This is a genomic window from Pseudomonas sp. Z1-29 (assembly GCF_051131995.1).
Taxonomy (GTDB): Bacteria; Pseudomonadota; Gammaproteobacteria; order Pseudomonadales; family Pseudomonadaceae; genus Aquipseudomonas.
Genome location: NZ_CP071645.1, coordinates 2,513,850 through 2,537,527, shown reverse-complemented (window position 1 = coordinate 2,537,527; position 23,678 = coordinate 2,513,850). Strand labels below are relative to the sequence as shown.

Sequence of the window (23,678 nt, the reverse complement as noted above, 5' to 3'; positions counted from 1 at the left end):
CGAGTCGTCATCCTGACGACCATGGGTTTATGAAAAGGAACTTCACATGGCATCGCCTTCCCCGGCTGACAACGCCAACACACAGGCACAGAACGTCAGCCTGCAATTTGCCGGTCGACCCACCTTCGAGCAGGTTGTATTGAGCACGTTTCAGCAGGCTATTCGAAAGGAATACCCCTGGAATGCGCTCAACCTGTCCAAGGTGCTGTTGGCAACTCCCGACAGGGCCTCTAAAAGCTGGACGACTACCCGCCTCATGACGCTCGTCCTCGATTACCTGGCTACCGGCACGCCCATCGACTTCGAGGAGTGGAGCGAGCGTGGCTGTTTCCTTTCCGAAACGATGCCGCACCGTCTCAAGCTGGACGCGCAGGACATGCTCACGCTGGAAAAGCTGCTACTTGAACTGCCTTGGACAGTACCGATCGGATTCGAGGATGCGCTGGTCCGCTACTGGAATGCCGACATTGACCCCCATCAAGGCACCAGCCGCTGGAACTGGCTCAGCGGTGCACTGCGAAACCTGTTGCAGACCCGTGGCTTGCAGCAACCAGGGCTCAGCGACCCGGCACGTGAGATGCTCGACCAGATCACCCGCCGGCCTGTCAGCAAGCAACACTTGCGCGCCGACGGTCAGTCCAGCGTCTACGCCTACAGCCTGGAAAGCACGCTCGTTAAAGCCGCTTCCCGTTCGGTCATATACGGTAGCGAGATTCTACTGACGCGCACCACCGAAGGTGGGACCCTCCTGCTGCTGTGCAGCCCTGGCAGCGCCGTCAAACCCTTTGAATCGCTGGAGGACTTTCACCGTCACTGGAGTGAACTCATCGCCAGCCGGTACCTTGTCGACACCGTCACTTGCACACGCACCGAGATCGCTGGCAACGTGTTCGAGACCCAGGCAGCACTGATCCTGGAGCAACAGCTGGCCGACCTCCGGGCGGTGGAATTGCCTTCCCGCGTCGGCTCGCAGCACCTGCGTGCGCTGTACCACGAACTGAGCGACCCGGCCCGCTACCTGCTTGACACCCCGTACCCGTCTCCTCAGATGTCGAAGCTCATTGCGCCGCTGGTGCCCGAATGGTTGAAGGAAGCGTCCGTTGTCGACCAGACCAGGCACCAGCATTACTGCCTGGCGTTGGCCAGCGCCAAGAAACGCAGTCCAGGCCAAACCTTCCTCAGCGATATCGAGAATATCCACTCCTTCACGTCCCAAGCCCTGCTTGAGCGCATGGGTCGAACAAACGATAGCTCGTCGACCCAGGCCCAACCCTCCCGCTACAACCCCGACGACGTGCTACTGACTTTCACCGTGGCGGCGGGCCTCCCCGGTACGATCGGGATTGTCGAGAAAAAATCGATGAAACTGAGCGAACTGGCCATCCGCAATCTCGTCGCCCGCCCCAGTGGAAACCCGATCCTCAGCCATCGCCTGGGCCTGACCCTGCCCGAATGGTTGACCCCGGACTACATCACCCGCCAGGGCGGGCTGATTGAACAGGTCGACATCGGCACCGCCTACCCCCGATATCTGCAGCACAAGCTGTTTGACGATTTGCCTACCCTGCGTCAACAGAGATTCGCCGACCAGGTCCCGACAGAGCTGCTTCTCGAAGCGCTCAAGCAAAAGCTCGACCACCAGAACAGCATGACCCGTCAAGGCCTGGACCTTCTCGAAGCCGTCCTTCAAGCCGATGTCGAGGAACAACAGGTCGACGGTCGTCCGGTGGTGATTCGTCCCCTGGCCTTTCTGCGTAAACCGAAGGCACGACCTGATGTTGTGACGAATATGTTCATCATCGAACCGCAAGCCGTCGAAACGGGACCACACCTGCTGTATCGCCCGCTTCACTCGCCCTCGTTGATTGAGTTCCCGACACGCCAGGCGCTGTTGACTGCCATTGGCCTGGACGGCGAACTGCAGACCAGCGTCTTGACCTGGTTATCGGATACCGCGCGTCCGGTGTACGCCAATGGGGGGTTCCTGGAGCCACACATCGTGCGCTTTCTTCCAGGCGATGAATTCGCCCCTTTCGAAAAGCCGACCCCGGCGACACTCGCAATCGAGGGTGACAACGACGAGTTGTTGCAATTCCTGCACAACGGCAAGCTGATGGAGTATCTCTACGGCAGTAACGCCCGAGCCCTGGTCGCGCAGGCCGACAGGGATTCGGTGTCCAACGCCGAGAGCCGCTGGGCTACCCTTCTCGAGGGAGGCGGCCTGTTGTTCAACACACTGTTGGTGCCGATCCTGCGCGGCCCATTGATAAGCGTCGGCTGGTTATGGAACGTGATCGCCGTCGCCGGGCAAGACATCCCGGCCATGCAGAGCGGAGATCCGACTACGCGGGAGCTCGCTACCGTCGACTTTCTCTTGAACTTCGCCATGCTCGGACATCAGGCGTTGTCCCTCGACGAGCCTGTTCGCAAGCCACTGCCCCACGAACTGGAAGACCAGGCGATGCGTGCGCCTGCGCCACGCATCGTTCCCGAGCAATGGCCCAAGCCGGCCCTGCCAGACGTCATCGAAGGCCCCGTCTACCTGCCCGGGGAACACGCCCAAGCTGCTTTTGAGCACCTCGACTTCAGTTTCGCCAGCGCCCGTCGGCGCCTGACGCTGGAGCAACGCACCCGCTTGCAGCGCCTGACAGTGCAGCGTCCCGCAGTGATGCCCGCTTCCCTTCCCTCTGGCCCTTATACCGGCCTTTATCTGATCAATAAAAAATGGCATGCCGTGGTTGAGGGCGAGTTGTATCAAGTCGACACATGGAACAGCACCGTACAGATCGTCGACCCGCACGACCCGGCACGCAGGGGGCCGGCGCTAATATCGGACGGCCACGGCAGCTGGTCCTTGGACCTGGGCCTGGGCCTGCGTGGCGGGATGCCGCCCAAGCGCGTGGAGGAACAACGTCGCTTCAACGAAAAAAGAAAAGCGGAAATCGCGGCGGAAACCAGGGAGTTCTTCGAAAAAAGTGCCGAGCGGAAAAAGAAGCTGGATATCACCCACGACCTGCTGAGCTTATTGGAGATCGGTACGCCCCCTGATGAGAAGCGGATGGCCCCCATACGTAAAAGCTTTCATGAACAGTTAAAGGAGCAGGCCGAAGCCGATCTGAAGATACTGGGGAACGAGCTCGAATCCATCAAGCTGAATAGCCCAATTTCCCCCGGGAATATTTCCCAGATCACTGAATCGTTGATCGAATGTTGTCGTACAGCCATTGCCGTTGTCGTAAAGGATATACAAGCTCTGAATGCTGCCCATTCCTCATTCGTGGGACCGTCTGCGTCTGACATTCTGGAGGCAGTTGAACATGATCCGCAGGGCTATTTGAGGTTCGCCGCGCAGTTATTTGAGCTCAATGAGCGCTCGATCCATTGGCTGGAGCTTGAACACCGCACGCTTGATACGTTATTGAACCGGGGCAGCAAGGGCCGGGAAATGTTCGATCGCCTGACCCATGACCGACCGGTGGCGAAAACCGCTTCGTTGGCTGGCCAAGAGCTCCAGACGACGTTGGCCACAGTGCTCGCTTCGCGCGGCGAGAGCGAGTCGAGGGAGCACCTGCGAACCATCAGCAAGCCGCTAAAGGAACAAATACAATCTCACGCTACATTGTGGACGTACGACTTCTCGGAACGGCTCGAGGTATTGGAGAGCTTGTCCGAACACTATGGCAAGGCGCTGGATGCCCTACAGATCGTGAAAGTGCTTCACGCCGATGAGATGGACCTGCCTTATTTCGACAAGCTGGTCACCTTGGTCGAAGAATTGTATGAGGAGGTCTCCCAGGAACTGGCCACGGAAATAAAACCCGAACCGAAACCGCGCGCGCGCGCTTCCAAACGCACCGGAACATCCGCCGGACGCCCTCAGAAAAAAGTGATCCGAACCCGCCACAATGGTGTATTGGTTGGCGACCTGAGACCTGCCGGTACAACCTTGGAGATTGATGTCGTCGAGCTGCGCTCCGAAAACGATAACCAGTTGCTAGGCACCTATTCCCGTCATGAAGACGCCTGGGACCTCGTCAAGGAAGAGCGACCGGCCGCGCCGCTGAAAACGAGACCTGTCAGTGAAATCAAAGGCGCCGCACGAAAACTGCTCGGGCAACTGGAAAGACTTCTGAAAAGGGCAAAAAGCTATAAAGCCCAGTGCCGTTACCCGCAGGAAATCGAGGAAGTCATGAACAACGAGGCGGATCGTTTTCGCAAAATTGCCGAGGAGCTTGAACAAGCCGTCAAGGCTTCCCCAACAGAGCCCGGCCCGCGAGACCAGACCTTAATCGAGGAACTGACAAAGGCCGCCACCCGCCTTGCAGCACAGGGCGGCTACCTGCGCACCGAGCTGAGCCTGAAACTGCCACCCACCGACGGCAATCTCCGCTATCTGTTTGCAAAAGAATTGATCCAGGTCAGCAAGTACGGCGACCGCACAGCCATGAGCGGAGTCCGCAAGGACTTCATTCAGGAATATGCAATCAACGACCGTAACGGCTTCCCCCTCTGGTATGCCCATTTTCACTATGAAAAGGCCGACACCCCGAAAGCCGACTACAGCGTTGCACACGTGAAAACCAAGGAGCAACGGAAGGAAAGCTACTATTCAATGCTGTCCAAAGCTGAAGGCCCCTACGCCGTCGTGAACGTGCATCGCGGCCAGATCGGCAAACCTCTGGCGCAACGCTGGTTCTTGCCCCTGGACCAATAATCGCTGAGCTATCGGCACGCTTGTGCGAAGCCGGATGCAAAAAGCCGCAACCTCAGGTTGCGGCTTTTTCGGTCCAGCGTCCGGTCAGTGAGCAAACAACGAATTGCCCTTCTGCCCCGCCAGCTTCTCCGGCTTGATCAGGAAACGCGCCAGCGCGGGCAGCAGCCACAGCGCACCGAACATGTTCCACAACAACATGAACGTCAGCATCAGGCCCATGTCCGCCTGGAACTTGATCGCCGAGAAAATCCAGGTGCAGACACCGATGGCCAGGCACAGTCCGGTGAACAGCACCGCCTTGCCGGTGGATTTGAGCGTCTGGTAATAGGCCTCCTGCAACGGCAGGCCGGCCCGCAGGAAACTTTCCAGACGACTATAGATGTAGATGCCGTAGTCCACGCCGATCCCTACGCCGAGGGCTACCACCGGCAGTGTCGCGACCTTCACGCCGATGCCCATGAACGCCATCAGCGCGTTGCCCAGCACCGAGGTCAGCACCAGTGGCAGGACGATGCACAGCGTCGCTGCCCAGGAACGGAAGGTGATCATGCACATCGTCGCCACGCAGATATACACGAGGATCAGGATGGTCAGTTCCGACTCCTTGATCACTTCGTTAGTGGCCGCCTCGATCCCGGCGTTGCCGGCGGCGAGGATGAACTCCAGGCCATCGCGGTTGTGCTCCTTGGCGAAGTCCTGCACCGCCGTCACGGCGCGGTCGAGCGTCTCGGCCTTGTGGTCGTTGAGGAACACCAGCACCGGCGCCAGGGAACAGCTGTTGTTGTACAGGCCGTCGGCCCGGGCAATGGAGCTGTTCAGTACATCAGGGTTGCGCGACAGGGTTTCCCATTTCAGGTTGCCCTCGTTCATGCCCTTGATCATCTGCTTGGACACGGTCACCAGGGAAATCGCCGACTGCACGCCCTCGGTGTTCTGCATCTTCCACATCAGCTCGTCGATGGGCGCCATGGCTTCGTAGCGCGAACAGCCTTCGGCCTTGGTCTTGACCATCACCACCAGCACATCGGAACTGGTGGAATAGTTGCTGATGATGAAGTTGTTGTCCTGGTTGTAGCGCGAGTCCGGACGCAGTTCCGGCGCGCCCTGGTCGAGGTCGCCGATCTTCAGGTTCTGGCTGTACCAGAGGCCGCCGCCAAACGCGAGCACGGCCAGGGCAATCGATACCGGCGCGACCTTGGCGCTGGCAAAGTTCGACAGCAGGCGCCAGAACGGATGTTCGCGGGTCGCATCTTTCTTGCTGCGCTCGACCGCGCGCTTGCTGATACCGACGTAGGAAATCGCCACCGGCAGCAAGATCAGGTTGGTGAACACAATCACCGCCACGCCGATGGACGCGCCGATGGCCAGTTCGCGAATCACGCCGATGTCGATGATCAGCAAGGTGATGAAGCCGACGGCATCGGCCAGGATCGCGATCATTCCCGGCAGGAACAACTGGCGGAAGGTCCGCCGCGCCGCCGTCAAGGCGTTGTCCGCCTCGCTGGACTGCAAGGCGATGCCGTTGATTTTCTGTACGCCGTGGGAAATGCCGATGGCGAAGATCAGGAACGGCACCAGCATCGAATATGGATCCAGGCCGAAACCGGCCGCGTGCATCAGCCCCAGTTGCCAGACCACCGCCACCAGGGTGGTGCTCAACACCGCAACGGTGCTGCGCATGCAGTTGGTGAACCAGTACAGCAGGATCAGGGTGATGACGAAGGCCACGCCGAAGAACAGCACCACCATGACCAGGCCATCGATCAGGTCGCCGACCTTCTTGGCGAAGCCGACGATGTGAATCTGCACATTCGGGTTCTGCGCTTCGAACTTGTTGCGGATCTTGTCTTCAAGCTCGTGGGAAAACTTCCGATAATCGAGGGCGAGCAATTTGCCTTGGTCTTGCGGGTCGGGATAGGACTCCAGCAGCGGGATATCGATGATGCTCGATTTGAAATCGTTCGCCACCAGGCGCCCGACCTGGCCGGACTTGAGTACGTTGTTGCGCAGCAGGTCGAGGCTGTCGGCCGAACCGTTGTAACTCTGCGGGATCACCTCGCCACCGGCGAAGCCCTCCTCCGTCACTTCGGTCCAGCGCACGCTCGGGCTCCACAGCGACTTCAGGCCGGAGCGGTCGACGCCGGAGATGTAGAAGACCTCGTCGTGGATCTGGCGCAGGGTCTCCATGTATTCCTTGGAGAAAATATCGCCGTTGGTAGCTTCCACGGAAATCCGTACCGTGTTGCCCAGGTTCGCCAGGTCATTGCGGTGTTCGAGCATCTTCTCGATGAACGGATGCTCGAGGGGAATCATTTTTTCGAAACTGGTGGACGGCCGGATCAGCGTGGCCTGCCAGAACAGGAAAATGCTGACCAGCAGGCAAATGATGATCACTGCCGGGCGGTTGTTGAAAATCAGGCGCTCGAGGAACGTCGCCTTGTCTTGGTGATGACTGCTCATGGGGTCCGCCTTCTTGTTATTGTGCCCGTCTGACAGGCCCGGCTCATTTGCTCAGTTCGGCGCCAGTGGGCGTGGTAGCGCGTACGCCACCCTGTCCCGCCAGGATCAGGTTGCCGTTGCCCGCCGCCGTGACGGCCGCCACGGAAATGCGATCCGGACGGTTGAACACGCTGAAGGTCACGCCATCATCGGTGCTGCGAATCACGCTGCCGCCGTTGCCGACGATCACGATCGAGCCATCCGGCAACAGCGTCGCCCCCGACAAGCCGAATTCCAGCGCGCCACGGGCCGCCTTCAGCTCGACCTGCTCCCAGGTGTCGCCGAAATCCGTGGAGCGATAGAGATTGCCGCGCAGGCCGTAGGTCAACAGGGTCGAAGGCTGGGCGGTGCCGATGGCGCCGAACAGCGAGCCTTCGTACGGACCTTCGAGTTTTTCCCAGGTCTGCCCCCAGTCGGCGGAGCGGAACATGCTGCCGGCCTCGCCGACGATGAACAGCCCGGCGTCTTTTACCGCGGCGATAGCGTTGAGGTGATATTGGTCTTCATTCTCGAGGCGGTCGCCGGCCTGCTCCCAGTGCTTGCCGCCATCGGTGGTCGCGTACAGCGCACCGTAGGCGCCCACGGCCAGGCCATTGCTGGCGTCCTTGAACCAGACGTCGAGCAGCGGTGCTTCACGGGTGAGGTCTTCGAACTGCTTGGTCCAGGTGGTGCCGCCGTCCTCGCTGGCGAGGATCTGCGCGTCGTGCCCCACGGCCCAACCGTGCTTGTCATCGACAAAGAAGACCGCAGTGAGCAGTTGGCGGGTCGGCACCTTGGCCTGGGTCCAGGATTTGCCCTGGTCATCGGAAAAGACGATATGCCCACGGTCACCGACCGCGACCAGGCGCTGGCCGGCGTGGACCACATCGAGCATGAGGGTTTTGCTGGCCTTGGCCGATTCGACAGAATAGATGACATCGGCCGTCGACGCTGCAACCGCCAGCACCGGCGCCGACAAAACGGCAGAGCCCAGCAGCGAGAGCGCCGAGACCAGCAGCGCAACTCTGCGCAGCACTGGCGGGCGGCAGCGGCCCACAGCCATCACAGGCTCACTCATAGACCTTTCCCCCATTTATTATTGTTATGGCTTGGTACGTTGCAGTCCTGAAGCATAGTCCTGAAACCTGCAATCTAGAGCCGCTTCGCAAGCTGGACCTATCCTATCGGGCTTTCGAAAGGTCTGACAATCGACGCCACGTTATCTTTTGTTAACCGTGGGGGGTTGGTGACAAGGGTGAATGGCGGGGTATTCGGTGGGGTGATGGCGCGAGTTTCAAGTGGATAATAATCGCGCCCCCTTCGCGAGCAGGCTCGCTCCCACAAGGAATCCACGTCGATCACAGAGTATGTGTCCACAGAAGATCCATTGTGGGAGCGAGCCTGCTCGCGAAAGGGGCACCGTGGTCCGCCAGGCAGACCGCGGCATCAAGGTCAAGCCAGGCTCTTGCTCACCACTTCAAACACATCGGCCGACAGCCCACCGGACGCCAGGATGCGCTCCAGCTCGCCCTTCATCAGGGCCTGGCGGGCGCTGTCGTATTTGCGCCAGCGGGTCAATGGCGCCAGTTGCCGCGAGGCGATCTGCGGGTTGAAGGCGTTGAGCTGGATCACCAGGTCCGCCAGGAAGCGATAACCGGAACCGTCGGCGGCGTGGAAGTTGATCAGGTTCTGCCCGGCGAACGCGCCGACCAGTGCCCGCACCTTGTTCGGGTTCTTGATGTTGAACGCCGGGTGCTCCATCAACGCCTTGACCCGCGCCAGCCCGCCCGGCAGCGGGCTACCGGCCTGGACGCTGAACCATTGGTCCATGACCAGCGGGTTGCCCTTGAAGTTCTCCGCGAACACTTCCAGGGCCTTGGACTTTTCGGTCTCGAACGGCGAGTTGACCAGCACCGCAAGCGCCGTGAGGCGCTCGGTCATGTTGTCGGCGGTGTCGAACTGTTCAAGCGTGGCGCTCAACACTTCGGGCTTGTCGGTCAGCATCAGGTAGGACAGCGCGATGTTCTGCAACGCACGCCGCGCGAAGTGCTCGGCCTCGGCCACGTACGGCGTGCGCCGGGACAGGTCGCGGTTGGCCTCGTAGCGCAGCCACAGCGCTTCGAACAGGTTTTCGGCCAACTGCCGACGAGCGAATTCGCGGGCGGCGTGGATCGCCTCGACGTCCGCCACGTCGCTGATTTCGGTCAGGTAGGCTTCGCTTGGTAGCGAGAGCATTTCCGCGACCATCGCCTGATCCAGGGACTCATCCGACAGCACGCTGCGCAAGGCGCTGACCAGCCGAGGGTCGAGCACCAGGCTTTCGCCTTTCTGGTGCTGGCCGATCATTTCCTGCAAGACCTGCACCGACAATTGCTGGCCGGCGTCCCAACGGTTGAAGCCGTCGCTGTCGTGTTGCATGAGGAACATCAGTTGATCACGGTCGTACGGGAAGCTCAGCTTCACCGGCGCCGAGAAGCCGCGCAGCAACGAAGGCAGGGGCTTTTCAGCGATATCGACGAAGGTAAAGGTCTGCTCGGCCTCGGTCACCGAGATCACCCGGGTCGTGCCACTCGCCGCCGCTTCGCCGCTCAGGCGCAGTGGAATTTCGGCGCCATTGCTGTCCAGCAGGCCCAACTCGACCGGAATCACGAAGGGCAGTTTCTCGGCCTTGTCCGGCGTCGGCGGGCAGCTCTGGCGGAACGTCAGGCTGTAAGTCTTCGCCGCAGCGTCGTAGGACTCGCTCACCGCCAGCCGTGGCGTACCGGCCTGGCTGTACCAGCGTTTGAACTGGCTCAGGTCGACGCCATTGGCATCCTCCATGGCCTTGATGAAATCGTCGCAGGTCACGGCCTGGCCATCGTGGCGCTCGAAGTACAGGTCGCTGCCCTTGCGGAAGCCTTCGGCGCCCAGCAGGGTATGGATCATGCCGACGACTTCCGAGCCCTTTTCGTACACGGTCAGGGTGTAGAAGTTGGAAATCTCGATGAAGCTGTCCGGGCGCACCGGGTGAGCCATTGGGCCGGCGTCTTCAGCGAACTGGTGGGTACGCAGGTACGCCACGTCCTGGATGCGCTTGACCGTGGCCGAGTTCATGTCCGCCGAGAACCCAGCGTCGCGGAACACCGTGAAGCCTTCCTTGAGCGACAGCTGGAACCAGTCGCGGCAGGTCACGCGGTTGCCCGACCAGTTATGGAAGTATTCGTGGGCGACGATCGCCTCGACTCGCTGGTGCGCGGCGTCGGTGGCGGTTTCGGCGCGGGCCAGTACGGCGCTGGAGTTGAAGATGTTGAGGCCCTTGTTCTCCATCGCGCCCATGTTGAAATCGTTGACCGCGACAATCATGAAGATGTCCAGGTCGTATTCGCGCCCGTACACCTCTTCGTCCCAGCGCATCGACTTCTTCAGGCTGGTCATGGCGTGCTGGCACTTGTCGATGTTTTCCGGCTCGACGTAAATGCGCAGCGCCACGGTGCGCTCGGTCATGGTGGTGAAGGTGTCTTCGACGCACCACAGGTCACCGGCCACCAGGGCGAACAGGTAGGCCGGCTTCTTGAACGGGTCTTCCCAGGTCGCCCAGTGCCGGCCGTCTTCCCCAGGGCCGCTGGCAATCGGGTTGCCGTTGGAGAGCAGCACCGGGTAGCTGTGCTGTTCGGCGACCACGGTGGTGGTGAACTTGCTCATCACGTCCGGGCGGTCGAGGTAATAGGTGATCTTGCGAAAGCCTTCGGCCTCGCACTGGGTGCAGAACATGCTGCCGGATTTGTACAGGCCTTCCAGGGCCGTGTTGGTTTCCGGATGGATGCGCACGGTGGTATCGACGGTGAACGCCTGGGCCTTGGGCTGCAAGGTCAGGTGGCTGTCATCCAGTTGGTAGTCGCCCTGCCCCAGGTCGGCGTCGTCGAGCTTGATCGAGAGCAATTCCAGCTGCTGGCCATCGAGCACCAGCGGCGGCAATCCGGCGCCGCGCTCGGGGTTGCGGCGCAGCACCAGTTGCGCATGGACCAGGCTGTGGTCCTCGAACAACTCGAAGGTCAGGTGCGTCTCGTCGATCAGGTATTCAGGCGCCTGATAGTCCTTCAGGTAGATCATCTTCGGTTGTTCGGTGCGCATGGGTCGAATCCTTCTACTGATGCACGGCGAGCTGGTAGGCCGTGTATTTACGAATATTGATCACGCCGGTGTCGAAAATCAGGTACTGGCCCTTGATTCCCAGCAGCGTGCCTTCGGCGATCGGGTCCTTGTCCAGGTTGAAGCTGACGATCTTCGCCGGGTACTGCTGCACCGGATAACGGATCTCGATCGGTTCGACGTCCGCTATGGTCTGGATCGCCTGCAAGCCGAATCGTTCCTGCAAACCCTGCAGGCCCTGGGCGCAGCTTTCAAACAGTGAATCACGGATCTGCCGCAAGTCCACCGCCGCAGCGTCGCCCTTGAGCAAGGCGCGCCAGTTGGTCTTGTCCGCCACCTGGCTGCGGAACAGGTCTTCGACGAAACCCGACTGCTGGCGGGTGGCGACCCGCAGGATCGGCAGCGCCTGGCTTGCACCCTGGTCGAGCCAGCGAGTCGGCAGTTGCGTGGCGCGGGTGATGCCGACTTTCACGCCCGATGAGTTGGCCAGGTAGACCACATGATCGGTCATGCAGAACTGCTCGCCCCAGGCCGGGTCGCGACAGGTACCCGCCTCGAAATGGCAACGCTCGGGGCTCATGATGCAGAGGTCGCATTGGGCCAGTCTGGTCATGCAGGGGTAGCAATAACCCTGGCTGAAACTGGTCTTGGTCCGCCGTCCGCAATGGGTACAGTGGATCGCACCGAGGTATTCCAGGCGAACCCTGCTGCCGATCAACGGGTTGACCGGCACCTCGATATCGCCCAGGCGAAAGGCGTATTGAACGGTCGGCCCGTCAAGGCGTGCCGACATCTTGCTGATTGCACCGCGGCCAATCTCGATCAATGGATGGCGTCCGACTTGAACAGGATATTCGGCACGACGGTGGCTTTCGACTGGCACTCCTGCGGGCCCATATAGCCGGTGCGCTCTTCTTCGGGCAGGTTCTGGATTTCCCAGGCGATCATCGCTTGCAGCGACAACTCGCGCTGCTCGGCGGTGAGCTTGTTGCCATCGGCCCATTTACCGATTTCCACCGCCAGCTTCAGGCTGCGGTAGATGTCGGGGGTGATGTTGTTGATCATTTCGTTGAAGGAAGACATGGGTTCTCCGCGCAATTGCGCATTCTCAAAAGGCACAGGCGCCGATCAAAGGGCCATTTTACGGCGGCCGAACAGCCCGCCCAACAAGCCCGTGAAGCAGCCGACGAGCAGCCCGCCGACGTGGGCTGCGTTGGCGATCTCGCCGAAACCGATCAGCGAAACCAGCCCGGACAGGCACAGCAGCAACCACACCAGCATCATCACCAGCACCCCACGGGGCAAGTGATAGGCCGGGTTCGGCGCGAGCAACTGGTAGATCCAGCAATGGCCCAGCAGGCCGTACAACACCCCGGAAAGCCCGCCGAACAGGGTCGCGCCGCTGAACAGGTACTGGGCGAAATTGGACACGAGGCTGAACAGCAGCGTCAGCCCCAGCAGGTTGATCCCGCCCTGGCGCGCTTCGATCCGGCGTCCCAGTTCCCAGTACCACATGCCATTCATGGCGATGTGCAGGAAGCCGAAGTGAACCAGCATTGGCGTCACCAGCCGCCACCACTGCCCCGCCGCGAGGCTGTCGGCCAACGGCGTGAACTGGATGTAGTCGCCGACGACGCGAAACTCGAGGAAGGTCAACCAGCGCAGGGTTTGAAGATTTTCCCCCAGCAGGGTCACGGCACTGACGATCAGGCTCAGCAGCAATATCAGGGCCGTCACCGGACTGCGGGCCAGTTGCTGAACGAACCCTGCCCGCCGGGACGTGCTGCCGGTGTCAGGCAGTTCCAGCTGTTGCTCGGGATCGCCGGCGGGAAAACGCTCGTACAACGAACGCACGTTTTCGCTGATTTCATCCGGCACCCAGAGCACCTGCTCGCCCGCCTCTTCGCTGACGCGATGAGGCACCTGCATGCGCTGCAGCAGCTTGACGAAACCGCTCAGGTCCACTGCCAGGGGCAGGCGCAGGACGGCGACGACGCTCATCGCCCCATCTCCGGCCGCTCGACATCGACCCAGACGAACTTGTGCGGGTCCAGACGGGTTTCCTGGTCGAGTCGATAGGCGACCAGCTTGCCGTAGAGCACCGCGCTGTAGTCCAGGCAGGCCAGGTTCGGGCGGATCGGCGCCGGTTTGCCGCTGCGCCAATAGTGGCCGACGAACAACATCGGCTCATCGACGCCATACCGCAGCAGGTTGTTTTTTTCGTCCGGTGACAACGGTGTGCGGGCCACCGGCTCCGGCAATGCGTCGGGCTGGAAGACGATGTCGCCGTAGGTCTGCGGGTTGTCTTCCCAGAATTTGGTGCGAAAGAACGCGCGGGTCAGGCCGTCGCCGCCCGTCAGGGTCATGCCATGGGGCAGGCGCATGTCGGTGCCGCGCAACAGGCGATCGAACACTGTGCAGGCAAAACTGCCCGATTCGGCCGAAGCCTGGAGAAAATGCTCGTCGATGCAGCCTTCCGGGAACAAGCCGCGCAATGGCTCGATCAGGCCCGCGTCCCAGCAGGCGTGGACGACCCGGAAGCGCCCGGCGTCGACAAACAGCGGCAGCTCGTAGAACCACTTGAGGAAATCACGCCATTCACCCGGGTGCTGATCGAACTGGGTCAGGGTTTCGTTGAGCAAGCGGGCATGGCGCGGCGTGTGTTCGCGCACGTAGCGCTGGCCGCTGCCCGGCAATGCCGGGGTGCTCCAGCCCAAGGCATTGAATTCGTGGTTGCCCATGATGCACAGCGCCTGGCCGGCCACGACCATGTCGTGGACGATGTGCAGCGCCTCGCGAATCCGCGGGCCCCGGTCGATGATGTCGCCGAGGAACACCGCCATGCGCGAAGGATGTCGCCAGGCCCCGGCCTGCTTGCGGTAACCGAGTCGGTCGAGCAGGTGTTCCAGGGTCAAGGCGCATCCGTGCACATCGCCGATCAGATCGTAACTGCGCGCGGGATCGAGCATCAGTCGCCTCCACCCCCCAAACGACTGCCCCAGCCGAGCTTGGTCCGGCAGACTTCGTAGTAATTGTGATCCAGCGGATGGATCAGGCGCAGCTTCTGCGCCTTCTTGCTGACGGTGATGGTGTCACCCGGCGCGCAGGTGAAATGGTTCTGGCCGTCACAGGACACTTGCGGGTAGATCTGCATATCCTTGGACACGACGATTTTCAGCTCACTGTTGCCATCGACCACGATGGGTCGCCCAGACAAGGTATGGGGGTACATGGGCACAATCACAATAGCGTCGAGCTTGGGATGCATGATCGGGCCACCGGCCGACAGCGCGTAGGCCGTGGAACCGGTCGGGGTGGCGACGATCAGGCCGTCGGCCTTTTGGCTGCAGACAAACTGGCCGTCGATGTACAGCTCGAATTCGATCATGCGCGTGGATTTGCCAGGGTGCAGCACCACGTCGTTGAGCGCATCGCCCTGGCCGATGGCCTCGGCGTGACGGCGCACCTCGGCTTGCAGCAGGAAGCGGTTTTCCACCAGGTAATGGCCGTCCAGCACCTCGGCGACCTTGATCTCCAGCTCGTCAGGGCGGATATCGGTGAGGAAGCCCAGGCTGCCACGGTTGATCCCCAGCACCGGGATGTTGTGCCGCGCCAGGGCCCGGGCGGCGCCCAGCAGGCTGCCGTCGCCACCGACCACGATGACCATGTCGCAGACTTCGCCGAGCATCTTGCGTGACGACGTCTGCAGCCCGTGGCCCGGCAGCACTTCGGCGATGGTATCTTCGAGGATCACGTGCAGGTGCCGCTCCAGGAGGAAGCGCTTGAGACGGCGAACGGTGTCCAACACCTGGGAACTGCCCAGGCGACCGATGATGCCGATATTGCGAAATTGCTCCATGAGGCTCCTGCGAGGTCTGCGACGGGCGAAAAACCCGATTATGGGCGAAACCGCGCCGTAGACAAAATCCTTTAAGCCTTCAGCGCAACGGCTATGCTCGGAACATGATCCTGTTTCCCGAATTGCTCGACCTGCCCCGCCGCCTGCGCCATCCCGAAGTACGGGACCTGGCGTGGGTGATCGTCGCCCCGCCGATGCTCATCGACACGCCCTGGCCCCAGCGTCATCCGCTGGCGGGCAGCGGCTGGGTGCAGCAGCCCCATCACCTGGAACACTGGTTGCGCGAACTGGACCGCGACAGCTATCCGTTGTTGCAGTGCCTGTCCCAGGGGCGCACGCGGCGCCTGGGGCTGTATTACGAAAGGCTCTGGCAATTTGCCGTGCAGCATGCGCCGGGCATCGAACTGATCGCGGCGAACCTGCCGATCCGGCGCGAGGGCCATACGCTGGGCGAATTGGACCTGCTGCTGCGCGATGATGAAGGTGTGCATCACCTGGAGCTGGCGATCAAGTTGTACCTGGGCCCGCAACAAAGCAGCGGGCGGGATACCGCGCAATGGCTTGGGCCCGGCTGCCATGACCGACTCGACCGCAAGCTGACGCATCTGCATGAGCATCAACTGCCGATCTCGGCACGCCCGGAAAGTCGCGAGGCCTTGGCAGCGCTGGGCATCGAATCGTTTCGCTCGCACCTTTGGCTCGGCGGCTATCTGCTCTACCCCTGGCCTGGCGAGGCCGAACCGCCGAGCGGTGCGCACCCCCGGCATTTGCGCGGCCGCTGGTTGCACCAGCGGGACTGGCCCGGATTCGTCACCCAGCGCCCGCCGGGGCGCTGGCAGCCCCTGCCCCGCGCGGCCTGGCTGGCCCCGGCCCATTACCCGGTTGACCAGGTCTGGACTGCCGGACAACTGGAGGCCTGGCGAACCGCCCTTGATCCCATGGCACCGGCGCAACTGATGGTGCGCCTGACCGAAAATGCCGAGGGCGAATGGGAAGAAGCCGAGCGGGCGTTCCTGGTGGCGGATCTTTGGCCGGATGTGCCGGGTAATGGTTGAGGTTTGGGGGGCTGTCAGGGGCCCTTCGCGAGCAGGCTCGCTCCCACATCTGGAATGCAGTGCCCTTGGAGGAATCAATTCCCCTGTGGGAGCGAGCCTGCTCGCGAAGGCGTCGCCACGGCCTAGAGCGACAACCGCACAGCCAGCGCCGCCAACGTCACCAGCAACACCGGCACCGTCAGCACAATCCCGACCTTGAAGTAATAACCCCAGCCGATGCGGATATCCTTGCGCGCCAGCACATGCAGCCAAAGCAAGGTTGCCAGGCTGCCGATCGGAGTGATTTTCGGCCCCAGGTCACTGCCGATGACGTTGGCGTAGATCATCGCCTCCTTGACCACGCCAGTGGCCTGGCTGGCATCGATGGACAAAGCGCCGATCAGCACCGTCGGCAGATTGTTCATCACCGATGAAAGCAGCGCGGTCAACAGCCCGGTCCCCATGGCCGCGCCCCACACCCCATAACCGGCGAAGCCATCGAGCCAGGCGGCGAGGTAGCCGGTGAGGCCGGCGTTGCGCAGGCCATAGACCACCAGGTACATGCCGAGGGAAAAGATCACGATCTGCCAGGGCGCTTCTTTCATCGCCTTGCGCGTGGAGATCTTGTGTCCTCGAGCCGCCACCGCCAACAGCAGTGCAGCGCAGACCGCCGAAATCGCGCTGATGGGAATGCCCAGCGGCTCCAGGGCAAAGCAGCCCAGCAAAAGGATCGCCAACACCACCCAACCGGCATAAAAAGTTGCCGTATCGTGGATGGCGCTTGCCGGGTCGTCCAGCTGCTGCGGGTCATAGTCGCGCGGGATATCGCGACGAAACATCCACAGCAGTATCGCCAGGCTGGCCGCGACGCTGACCAGGTTCACCGGCACCATGACCGAAGCGTAGCGGTTGAAGCCGATGCCGAAGAAATCCGCGGAAACGATGTTCACCAGGTTCGATACCACCAGAGGCAGGCTGGCGGTATCGGCGATGAAACCGGCGCCCATCACGAACGCCAAGGTCGCCGCCGGCGAGAACCGCAGGGCCAGCAGCATGGAAATCACGATGGGCGTCAGGATCAGCGCCGCTCCGTCGTTGGCGAACAATGCCGAGACCAGCGCCCCGAGCAACACCATGAACGCAAACAGCTTGCGGCCGCTGCCTCGCCCCCAACGGGCCACATGCAACGCGGCCCAGGCAAAGAACCCGGCCTCGTCCAGCAACAGGCTGATGATGATCAACGCGACGAACGTACCGGTGGCATTCCAGATGATCTGCCACACCAGGGCAATGTCCCCGACCTGTACCACGCCGCTCAGCAAGGCCAACAGTGCACCAAGGGTGGCACTCCAGCCGACGCCCAACCCCTTGGGCTGCCAGATCACCAGCGTTATGGTCAGCAGGAAAATCAATGACGCGATGAGCATGCGTTACAGCCTTGAAAGAAAAAGAAAAAACCAGCAGCAGGACGCCACTGCGCCAGCGAACGGCGAAGATAGGGAGTTTCGAATATTCGGTAAAGCAGGAATTGAACGGCTTATGCGGTCATGGATGCACTTGTGGCGAGGGAGCAAGCTCCCTGGCCACGGGTTTCACGGAGGTATCAAACCTTCTTATGCTGCTCCACCCACTTGCCATAGGCATCGATGAACTTCTGCAAAAACGGCCGCACCGATTCCGACAGGTTGCCCGCCTCGTCGAACGCCGTTCCCGCACCGCTCAGGTAGGCTTCCGGCTGTTGCATGCAAGGCACGTCGAGGAAAACCAGGGATTGGCGCAAATGGTGGTTGGCGCCAAAACCGCCGATGGCGCCGGGTGAGGCGCTGATCACTGCGCCCGGCTTGCCGCTCAGGCAACTCTGACCGTAGGGGCGCGAGCCGACATCAATGGCATTCTTCAACGGGGCCGGCACCGAGCGGTTGTATTCCGGTGTCACGAACAACAACGCATCCGCCGCGCCGACCTTCTGGCGAAACGCGGTATAGGCCGCCGGCGGCGAGACGTCGATGTCTTCGTTATAGAGCGGCAGTTCGCCGATTTCGACGATTTCCAGTTTCAGGTTGGACGGCGCCAGGTCCGCCAGGGCCAACGCGACCTTTCGGTTGATCGACGCCTTGCGCAGGCTGCCCACTAAAACCGCCACTGTGTAGACATTACTCATGAGAGGCTTCTCGACTATCGGCTCAAAGGGAGCCTGTAGTTATAGATGATCGGCACCACAATTGGACCAGTGGATCACCCAAAACCTGCCAACCGGACTATTTTTTTACTGTAGGAAAACTTACCGCACTTGACCAAGGTCTACAGAACCGCAAATCGAGTGATCTATTTTCAGAGGTTCCAAGCAATGGCAGCAGTACTTGTCGGACAATTTCATGCACGGGACGCCGAAGGTCGCGTCTATTCGGTGCATGAATTCCAAGAATCAGACCCGTCACAAGACGGCATTGGCAAGGATGTCATCACTTATAAGCTGGCCATTGGAGATCGGGTCAGCAAAGTCGACGAGGACACGTTCATCCTGGTGCAAACCGGCATCCACCTGACCCGCGAGCCTGAAACGCCACGGCAGCCTCAGGCGCCAGTCGAAACGCAGATCGCTCTATAACTGTTTGCATGAGCAGAAGTCGCACCCGTAATTGGGTTAGGATTCAGCCACTCAATGGCTTACCTGCCTAATACGGACCTCTTGCATGCGTTTACGCCACATCGAAGTGATCCAGGCGCTGCTGCAGACTGGCCACCTGGGTACCGCGGCCGAATGGCTGCAATTGCCGGTGGCCGAAGTCGACTCGATCCTGCGCGATGCGGAGGCCCAGCTCGGTTTCATGCTGTTCGCCAGCGTGCGCGGACGCTTGCAGGCGACGCGGGAAACCCTGGAATTACGCGAAGGCATCACGCGGCTGTACGACACCCTCGAACCGATACAGCGAATGGCCGCCAGCCTGAAGCATTATCAGGCGCCGCCCCTGCGCATCATCTGCACCCCACCACTGGCCCAACAGCTGTTACCCCTGAGCATTGCCGCCCTGCGTCGGCGCCATCCGGATGCGCCGTGCACCCTGCTCAGCCAGCCGATCCGGGAAATCGTCAAAAGCCTGCTGCTGCGTGAAAGCGACTTGGGCCTGAGCCTGCACGACCCAGAACATCCCGACATCGATTGCCAGATGATCGCCCAAGGCAAACTGCAGCTGCTGGCGCCCCATGGCTGGCTGCAACCACGACAGAAATACGTGTCGGTTCAGGATCTGGCGGGCCAGTCGCTGGTCGGCCTGGAGGGGCATGATCCGCTGAGCCCGGCGTTCGACCACAAGCTTGGCGCACTGCGCCCGGCGCCGGTGGTGCAGATACGCGTGCAGACTCATCAGATGATGCGGGCAATGGTCGAGGCCGGCGAAGGCCTGGCGATTGTCGACCCGTTTACCGCCTCGGGGGCCAGAGGCGGCGACCTGGACATTTGCCCGGTATCGCCGGCCGTTCCCATCTGCCTCTATGCATTGAGCCTGAACGGTGCCACGCCTTCACCGGCGGTCCAGTCGTTGCTGGAACGGATCACGGAACAAGCCGAGGCGTTGCTGAACCACTGACCGTCATGCCCAGCGGATCGTCAAACAACCGGTACCAGAACAGCGCCACCTCGGCGGTGTGCCGGTCAATGCCGCGATAGCGCAGGTGATCGATGCCGCCGAGCACATAGCCGCAGCGCTCGTAAAGCCGGCAGGCGCCCAGGTTGTTGTTCTGGGTTTCCAGCATGATGCCCGGCAGTTTTTTCTTGCGGCTCCAGAACTGGGCCACATCGAGCAAGGCCTTGGCCACCCCATGCCGGCGAGCCGGGGCATGCACCGCCAGCTCGTCGATATGGGCATACCCGTTCCAATTGGTGCTGACGACCAGATGGCCGACCGGTTGGTCGTCCAGGTAGGCCATGAAGATTTCGCTGTCCGGGGCATCGCGAAAACTGCCGAACTCTTCAGGGTCGATGCCGTAGCACTTGCGGTAGGGAACGATCGGCGTCACCGGCCACTGGCTCACCGGCCGGCCGATCTGCGCCGTGCCATAGACGCTGACTTCGAAACTGAAATCGCTGCCCCAGATATAAGCGGCGAAGCCGTCATCGGCGACGCGCACCGACAGGCCGGGGTGCTTGGGATTCATGACCGGTTGCATACTGGGGAAGGTCCTCATTCCTTGAGACAACCAACGGCGCGAAGCCATCCATTGCCCTTGCTTGTCGAATCTTCACACGTCACGCGGATAACCATGGCCTGCCTTTACTTCAGATTGGAAGGTATTGGCGATTGCGCCGGAAACTGCATGATGAAAGCTCTTGTGTGAGCGAGCCTGCTTGCGAAGGCGTCGGCACATTCGACAGTTGCCAATTGACCCAGCGCTTTCGCGAGCAGGCTCGCTCCCACAGATATCTCATCAACTCGCGGCAGCCTGCGCCTCGACCAATTGCGTCCACAATGCCGGGGCACCGGCGGACTTGGCGATGGCTTCCAGACGCGCGGCATGTTCGGCCAGGTCGCTTTCGCTGGCGCGGATGATCCGGGCCGGCTTGCGGTCTGCCGGCAAACGCCGGATCTCGCTCGCCTGGTTACCCGAACCTTCGCCGGTGCCATTGCCGTCAGACGCATTGCCGGCCAGGGACAGGCTGGTCTGACCGCCAGTCATGGTCAGGTAGACGTCGGCGAGGATCTCGGAGTCGAGCAAGGCGCCGTGCAGCTCACGACCGGAGTTGTCGACCCCGTAGCGCTTGCACAAGGCATCAAGGCTGTTGCGCTGGCCCGGATGCCGCTCCCGCGCCATCATCAAGGTATCGAGGATAGTGCAATGCCGGGTGATGTCGGCCCGGTCGTGCTGGCCCATCAGGGCGAATTCGTTGTTGATGAACCCGACGTCGAACGCCGCGTTATGGATGATCAACTGCGCGCCCTGGATGAATTCGAAGAACTCATCGGCTACCTCGGCGAAACGCGGCTTGCCCACCAGGAATTCGTTGGTGATGCCGTGCACGCCAATGGCACCCTCGTCGCTTTCGCGGTCCGGTTGCAGGTAAACGTGGAAATGACGACCGGTCAGGCGTCGACCGATCAGCTCGACACAGCCGATTTCGATAATCCGGTGACCGTCGGTCACCGGCATGCCGGTGGTTTCGGTATCCAGTACTACAGATCTGTTGGCCATCAGTGTTCAGCTCTCAAACGGGCAGTCTTGCAAAAGCGCGGATGTTAGCACGCTATTCGGTGGGATAAGCCCGGGACCGCTTTTGGATCAAGCCTGCTTGTACCCCCGCACCTCATCCACCCCACGATTGGCCAACTGGTCGGCCCGCTCGTTGCCGTGATGGCCGATGTGCCCGCGCACCCATTTCCAGGTGACGTTGTGGCGGTTGACCTGCTCGTCCAGCAGCTTCCACAGATCAGCGTTCTTGACCGGCTCCTTCGCCGCCGTTTTCCAGCCGCGCTTCTTCCAGTTGGCCATCCACTCGTTGATGCCTTTCATTACATACTGCGAGTCGGTCACCAGCAGCACATCACATGGCCGCTTGAGTTCTTCCAGGCCGCGAATGGCGCCCATCAGTTCCATGCGATTGTTGGTGGTATTGGCTTCGCCGCCCCAGAGTTCCTTTTCCACGCCCTTGCACACCAGCAACGCACCCCAGCCACCCGGGCCCGGATTGCCCTTGCAGGCGCCATCAGTGAAAAGTTCTACGCTATCGCTCATTCCAATCTATCCAGAAAAAATGCAAAGGCCCACCGGCCGGGAACGCTCGACGCCCGAAGCCGAATGCCGGCCAGAACCATTGGAAATAAAAGTTACGGCTCGATGTGACGGCGATTGACCTTGGCCATCGGCAAGGGAATCAGCTTGCCCACCGGCTCGCGCCGCGCCTGGCGTACCGGGCGCAAGCCGACCACGATCTTGCGCGCCACCAGCAGATAGAAGCCGCCGCCGGACAATTGCCAGTCACCGGCCTTGCGCTCCCAGCCGGCCAGACGGGCCTGCCACTTGGGCGACGCAAGCGGCGGACGATAGCACCCGAAGCGGCGTTTCTCCAGCGCGAAGCCGAGCAGGTTGAGCCAGTCGCCCACTCGCGATGCCGAGATGCAACGGGCCTGGCGCAGCGCGTCGCCGGCGAATACATGACGCAGCCCCCAACTGCTCCAGGGGTTGATGCCGACAATCAACAAATGGCCACCGGGACGCACGCTGCTGGCGGCCTCGCGCAACAGGCCATGGGGCGACAGGCAGAAATCCAGGCCGTGCTGCATGACCACCACGTCGGCGGCATGCTCGCTCAACGGCCAGGCCTGCTCCTCGCAGACGATTTCCACGCCAGGCAACGGCGCGCCCAGGCGTACGTTGCGCTGCACCTGCGGGGCCGACGGTGGGGTCTGCGCCGAGGGGCCGTAATGCACCAGGTAGCCGCCGAAGAACCGGCCCAACTCGTCTTCGAGCATGCGCCGTTCTTCTTCCAGCAGGAATTGCCCGACAGGGCCGGACAGCCATTCACGGGCGGAACTGATCAATGCCAGCCATTCAGGATCAGCCTGAGCGAACGCTTCATCGGTCATTGCATTCTCCAACGCGCCAGGAAGTTCTAAGATGCGCCTTTGTTTTGAGCTTGGCGAATTCAGCGATGATACAGATCAGTGCCCTGCCCGCGTTTACCGATAACTACATCTGGTTGTTACAGGATCACTCGACCCAGCGCTGCGCCGTGGTCGACCCGGGCGACGCCGCCCCCGTACGGGCCTGGCTCGACGCCCATCCGGGCTGGGTCCTGAGCGACATCCTGGTCACTCATCACCACCATGACCATGTCGGCGGTGTCGCGGCGCTGAAAAGCGCGACGAACGCCACCGTCTACGGGCCGGCCAGCGAAAACATCCCGGCGCGGGACATCGCCCTGGAGGACAACGCCAAGGTCAACGTGCTGGGCCTGGACTTCGATATTCACGCCGTGCCCGGACACACCCTTGGGCATATCGCCTACTACCATCGCGGCCTGCTGTTCTGCGGCGACACGCTGTTCGCCGCCGGTTGCGGCCGGCTCTTCGAGGGCACGCCCGAGCAGATGCACCACTCCTTGAGCCGCCTCGCCGCACTGCCCGACGATACGCTCGTCTACTGCACCCATGAATATACCCTGAGCAACCTGAAGTTTGCCGTCGCGGTCGAGCCGGCCAACCCGGACATTGCCGCGCGCCTGGAGAAAGTCACCGAGCAGCGCAGCCAGGGTGTCATCACCCTGCCGTCGACCCTGGCCCTGGAAAAGCTCACCAATCCGTTTTTGCGCATCTCTGAAACATCCGTTAAAGAAAAAGCAGACGAACGGAACGGCCAGCGTAACCAGACGGCGAGTGAGGTTTTTGCGGCCTTGAGGGCCTGGAAAGATAAGTTCTAAGCCCGCTATCAATTGATACAAAAATTCTGAATGGTTGACCTGTTGGGGTGCGCT

The 23,678-nt window shown here is 61.4% G+C and carries 19 protein-coding genes; 5 read left to right on the top strand and 14 right to left on the bottom strand.

The window, feature by feature from the left end:
* The first annotated feature begins 46 nt into the window (after positions 1-46).
* Positions 47-4,714 carry a dermonecrotic toxin domain-containing protein gene (locus J3P84_RS11730; RefSeq protein ID WP_434630322.1) on the top strand — a complete coding sequence of 1,556 codons (4,668 nt, stop codon included), beginning with the start codon at positions 47-49 and terminating at the stop codon, positions 4,712-4,714.
* A gap of 84 nt (positions 4,715-4,798) precedes the next feature.
* Here J3P84_RS11730 and J3P84_RS11725 read toward each other — a convergent pair whose 3' ends face one another.
* The 8 genes from J3P84_RS11725 to J3P84_RS11690 form a co-directional block, all read right to left on the bottom strand.
* Complete coding sequence (locus tag J3P84_RS11725; protein ID WP_434573619.1) at positions 4,799-7,174, bottom strand: efflux RND transporter permease subunit; 2,376 nt, start codon at positions 7,172-7,174, stop codon at positions 4,799-4,801.
* 43 nt (positions 7,175-7,217) lie between these two features.
* On the bottom strand, positions 7,218-8,270 hold the full coding sequence (locus J3P84_RS11720; protein ID WP_434630320.1) for a WD40/YVTN/BNR-like repeat-containing protein: 1,053 nt from the start codon (positions 8,268-8,270) through the stop codon (positions 7,218-7,220).
* A gap of 374 nt (positions 8,271-8,644) precedes the next feature.
* Positions 8,645-11,302 (bottom strand): aminopeptidase N, encoded by a 2,658-nt coding sequence (gene pepN / locus J3P84_RS11715; protein ID WP_434630318.1) that lies wholly within the window; start codon positions 11,300-11,302, stop codon positions 8,645-8,647.
* A gap of 13 nt (positions 11,303-11,315) precedes the next feature.
* Positions 11,316-12,146, bottom strand: a complete 831-nt coding sequence (locus tag J3P84_RS11710; protein ID WP_434630316.1) for a DUF2797 domain-containing protein — start codon at positions 12,144-12,146, stop codon at positions 11,316-11,318.
* Positions 12,143-12,403 (bottom strand): YeaC family protein, encoded by a 261-nt coding sequence (locus J3P84_RS11705; protein ID WP_305500450.1) that lies wholly within the window; start codon positions 12,401-12,403, stop codon positions 12,143-12,145. Before J3P84_RS11705 ends, J3P84_RS11710 begins: the two co-directional genes overlap by 4 nt.
* 45 nt (positions 12,404-12,448) lie before the next feature.
* Positions 12,449-13,321, bottom strand: a complete 873-nt coding sequence (locus tag J3P84_RS11700; protein WP_434630313.1) for a rhomboid family intramembrane serine protease — start codon at positions 13,319-13,321, stop codon at positions 12,449-12,451.
* Positions 13,318-14,292, bottom strand: coding sequence for a metallophosphoesterase (locus J3P84_RS11695; protein WP_434631272.1), 975 nt, complete (start codon positions 14,290-14,292; stop codon positions 13,318-13,320). Before J3P84_RS11695 ends, J3P84_RS11700 begins: the two co-directional genes overlap by 4 nt.
* Positions 14,289-15,179: an NAD(+) kinase gene (locus tag J3P84_RS11690; protein WP_003180647.1), complete on the bottom strand. Its 891-nt coding sequence runs from the start codon at positions 15,177-15,179 to the stop codon at positions 14,289-14,291. The genes J3P84_RS11695 and J3P84_RS11690 overlap by 4 nt, the downstream gene beginning before the upstream one ends.
* Positions 15,180-15,283: 104 nt before the next feature.
* On the opposite strand from J3P84_RS11690, the gene J3P84_RS11685 reads away from it, so the two are divergent.
* Positions 15,284-16,234 carry a DUF1853 family protein gene (locus tag J3P84_RS11685; RefSeq protein WP_434630311.1) on the top strand — a complete coding sequence of 317 codons (951 nt, stop codon included), beginning with the start codon at positions 15,284-15,286 and terminating at the stop codon, positions 16,232-16,234.
* 122 nt (positions 16,235-16,356) lie between these two features.
* Here J3P84_RS11685 and J3P84_RS11680 read toward each other — a convergent pair whose 3' ends face one another.
* Both J3P84_RS11680 and J3P84_RS11675 read right to left on the bottom strand, forming a co-directional pair.
* Positions 16,357-17,640 (bottom strand): arsenic transporter, encoded by a 1,284-nt coding sequence (locus J3P84_RS11680; protein WP_305500447.1) that lies wholly within the window; start codon positions 17,638-17,640, stop codon positions 16,357-16,359.
* A gap of 176 nt (positions 17,641-17,816) precedes the next feature.
* The gene (locus J3P84_RS11675) at positions 17,817-18,374 is read right to left on the bottom strand and encodes an NADPH-dependent FMN reductase (RefSeq protein ID WP_305500446.1); all 558 of its coding nucleotides are present in this window, start codon (positions 18,372-18,374) and stop codon (positions 17,817-17,819) included.
* Between the two features lie 186 nt (positions 18,375-18,560).
* Between J3P84_RS11675 and J3P84_RS11670 the strand changes: the two genes are divergently transcribed.
* Both J3P84_RS11670 and J3P84_RS11665 read left to right on the top strand, forming a co-directional pair.
* On the top strand, positions 18,561-18,821 hold the full coding sequence (locus J3P84_RS11670) for a hypothetical protein (protein WP_434631270.1): 261 nt from the start codon (positions 18,561-18,563) through the stop codon (positions 18,819-18,821).
* An 85-nt stretch (positions 18,822-18,906) separates the two neighbouring features.
* Entirely contained in the window at positions 18,907-19,800 is an 894-nt protein-coding gene (locus J3P84_RS11665) for a LysR substrate-binding domain-containing protein (protein ID WP_434630308.1), read from the top strand.
* Here J3P84_RS11665 and J3P84_RS11660 read toward each other — a convergent pair.
* From J3P84_RS11660 to J3P84_RS11645, 4 genes are all read right to left on the bottom strand, one after another.
* Positions 19,766-20,380, bottom strand: a complete 615-nt coding sequence (locus J3P84_RS11660; protein WP_434573605.1) for a GNAT family N-acetyltransferase — start codon at positions 20,378-20,380, stop codon at positions 19,766-19,768. The two genes, J3P84_RS11665 and J3P84_RS11660, sit on opposite strands and share 35 nt — an antisense overlap.
* Positions 20,381-20,638: 258 nt before the next feature.
* Positions 20,639-21,400 (bottom strand): DNA polymerase III subunit epsilon, encoded by a 762-nt coding sequence (dnaQ, locus tag J3P84_RS11655; protein WP_434601099.1) that lies wholly within the window; start codon positions 21,398-21,400, stop codon positions 20,639-20,641.
* A gap of 87 nt (positions 21,401-21,487) precedes the next feature.
* A complete protein-coding gene (gene rnhA / locus J3P84_RS11650) occupies positions 21,488-21,940 on the bottom strand; it encodes a ribonuclease HI (protein WP_030142629.1) in 453 nt (150 codons plus the stop codon).
* A gap of 92 nt (positions 21,941-22,032) precedes the next feature.
* Positions 22,033-22,791 carry a class I SAM-dependent methyltransferase gene (locus J3P84_RS11645; protein WP_434630306.1) on the bottom strand — a complete coding sequence of 253 codons (759 nt, stop codon included), beginning with the start codon at positions 22,789-22,791 and terminating at the stop codon, positions 22,033-22,035.
* Positions 22,792-22,856: 65 nt separating this feature from the next.
* Between J3P84_RS11645 and gloB the strand changes: the two genes are divergently transcribed.
* Entirely contained in the window at positions 22,857-23,624 is a 768-nt protein-coding gene (gene gloB, locus J3P84_RS11640) for a hydroxyacylglutathione hydrolase (RefSeq protein ID WP_434630304.1), read from the top strand.
* Positions 23,625-23,678: the final 54 nt, after the last annotated feature.

Coding starts and splice junctions, on each gene's coding strand:
- rnhA (WP_030142629.1), bottom strand. CDS start 21,940: ATGAGCGATAGCGTAGAACTTTTCACTGATGGCGCCTGCAAGGGCAAT.
- dnaQ (WP_434601099.1), bottom strand. CDS start 21,400: ATGGCCAACAGATCTGTAGTACTGGATACCGAAACCACCGGCATGCCG.
- pepN (WP_434630318.1), bottom strand. CDS start 11,302: ATGCGCACCGAACAACCGAAGATGATCTACCTGAAGGACTATCAGGCG.
- J3P84_RS11685 (WP_434630311.1), top strand. CDS start 15,284: ATGATCCTGTTTCCCGAATTGCTCGACCTGCCCCGCCGCCTGCGCCAT.
- J3P84_RS11730 (WP_434630322.1), top strand. CDS start 47: ATGGCATCGCCTTCCCCGGCTGACAACGCCAACACACAGGCACAGAAC.
- gloB (WP_434630304.1), top strand. CDS start 22,857: ATGATACAGATCAGTGCCCTGCCCGCGTTTACCGATAACTACATCTGG.
- J3P84_RS11705 (WP_305500450.1), bottom strand. CDS start 12,403: ATGTCTTCCTTCAACGAAATGATCAACAACATCACCCCCGACATCTAC.
- J3P84_RS11725 (WP_434573619.1), bottom strand. CDS start 7,174: ATGAGCAGTCATCACCAAGACAAGGCGACGTTCCTCGAGCGCCTGATT.
- J3P84_RS11675 (WP_305500446.1), bottom strand. CDS start 18,374: ATGAGTAATGTCTACACAGTGGCGGTTTTAGTGGGCAGCCTGCGCAAG.
- J3P84_RS11690 (WP_003180647.1), bottom strand. CDS start 15,179: ATGGAGCAATTTCGCAATATCGGCATCATCGGTCGCCTGGGCAGTTCC.
- J3P84_RS11680 (WP_305500447.1), bottom strand. CDS start 17,640: ATGCTCATCGCGTCATTGATTTTCCTGCTGACCATAACGCTGGTGATC.
- J3P84_RS11670 (WP_434631270.1), top strand. CDS start 18,561: ATGGCAGCAGTACTTGTCGGACAATTTCATGCACGGGACGCCGAAGGT.
- J3P84_RS11645 (WP_434630306.1), bottom strand. CDS start 22,791: ATGACCGATGAAGCGTTCGCTCAGGCTGATCCTGAATGGCTGGCATTG.
- J3P84_RS11720 (WP_434630320.1), bottom strand. CDS start 8,270: ATGAGTGAGCCTGTGATGGCTGTGGGCCGCTGCCGCCCGCCAGTGCTG.
- J3P84_RS11665 (WP_434630308.1), top strand. CDS start 18,907: ATGCGTTTACGCCACATCGAAGTGATCCAGGCGCTGCTGCAGACTGGC.
- J3P84_RS11660 (WP_434573605.1), bottom strand. CDS start 20,380: ATGCAACCGGTCATGAATCCCAAGCACCCCGGCCTGTCGGTGCGCGTC.
- J3P84_RS11700 (WP_434630313.1), bottom strand. CDS start 13,321: ATGAGCGTCGTCGCCGTCCTGCGCCTGCCCCTGGCAGTGGACCTGAGC.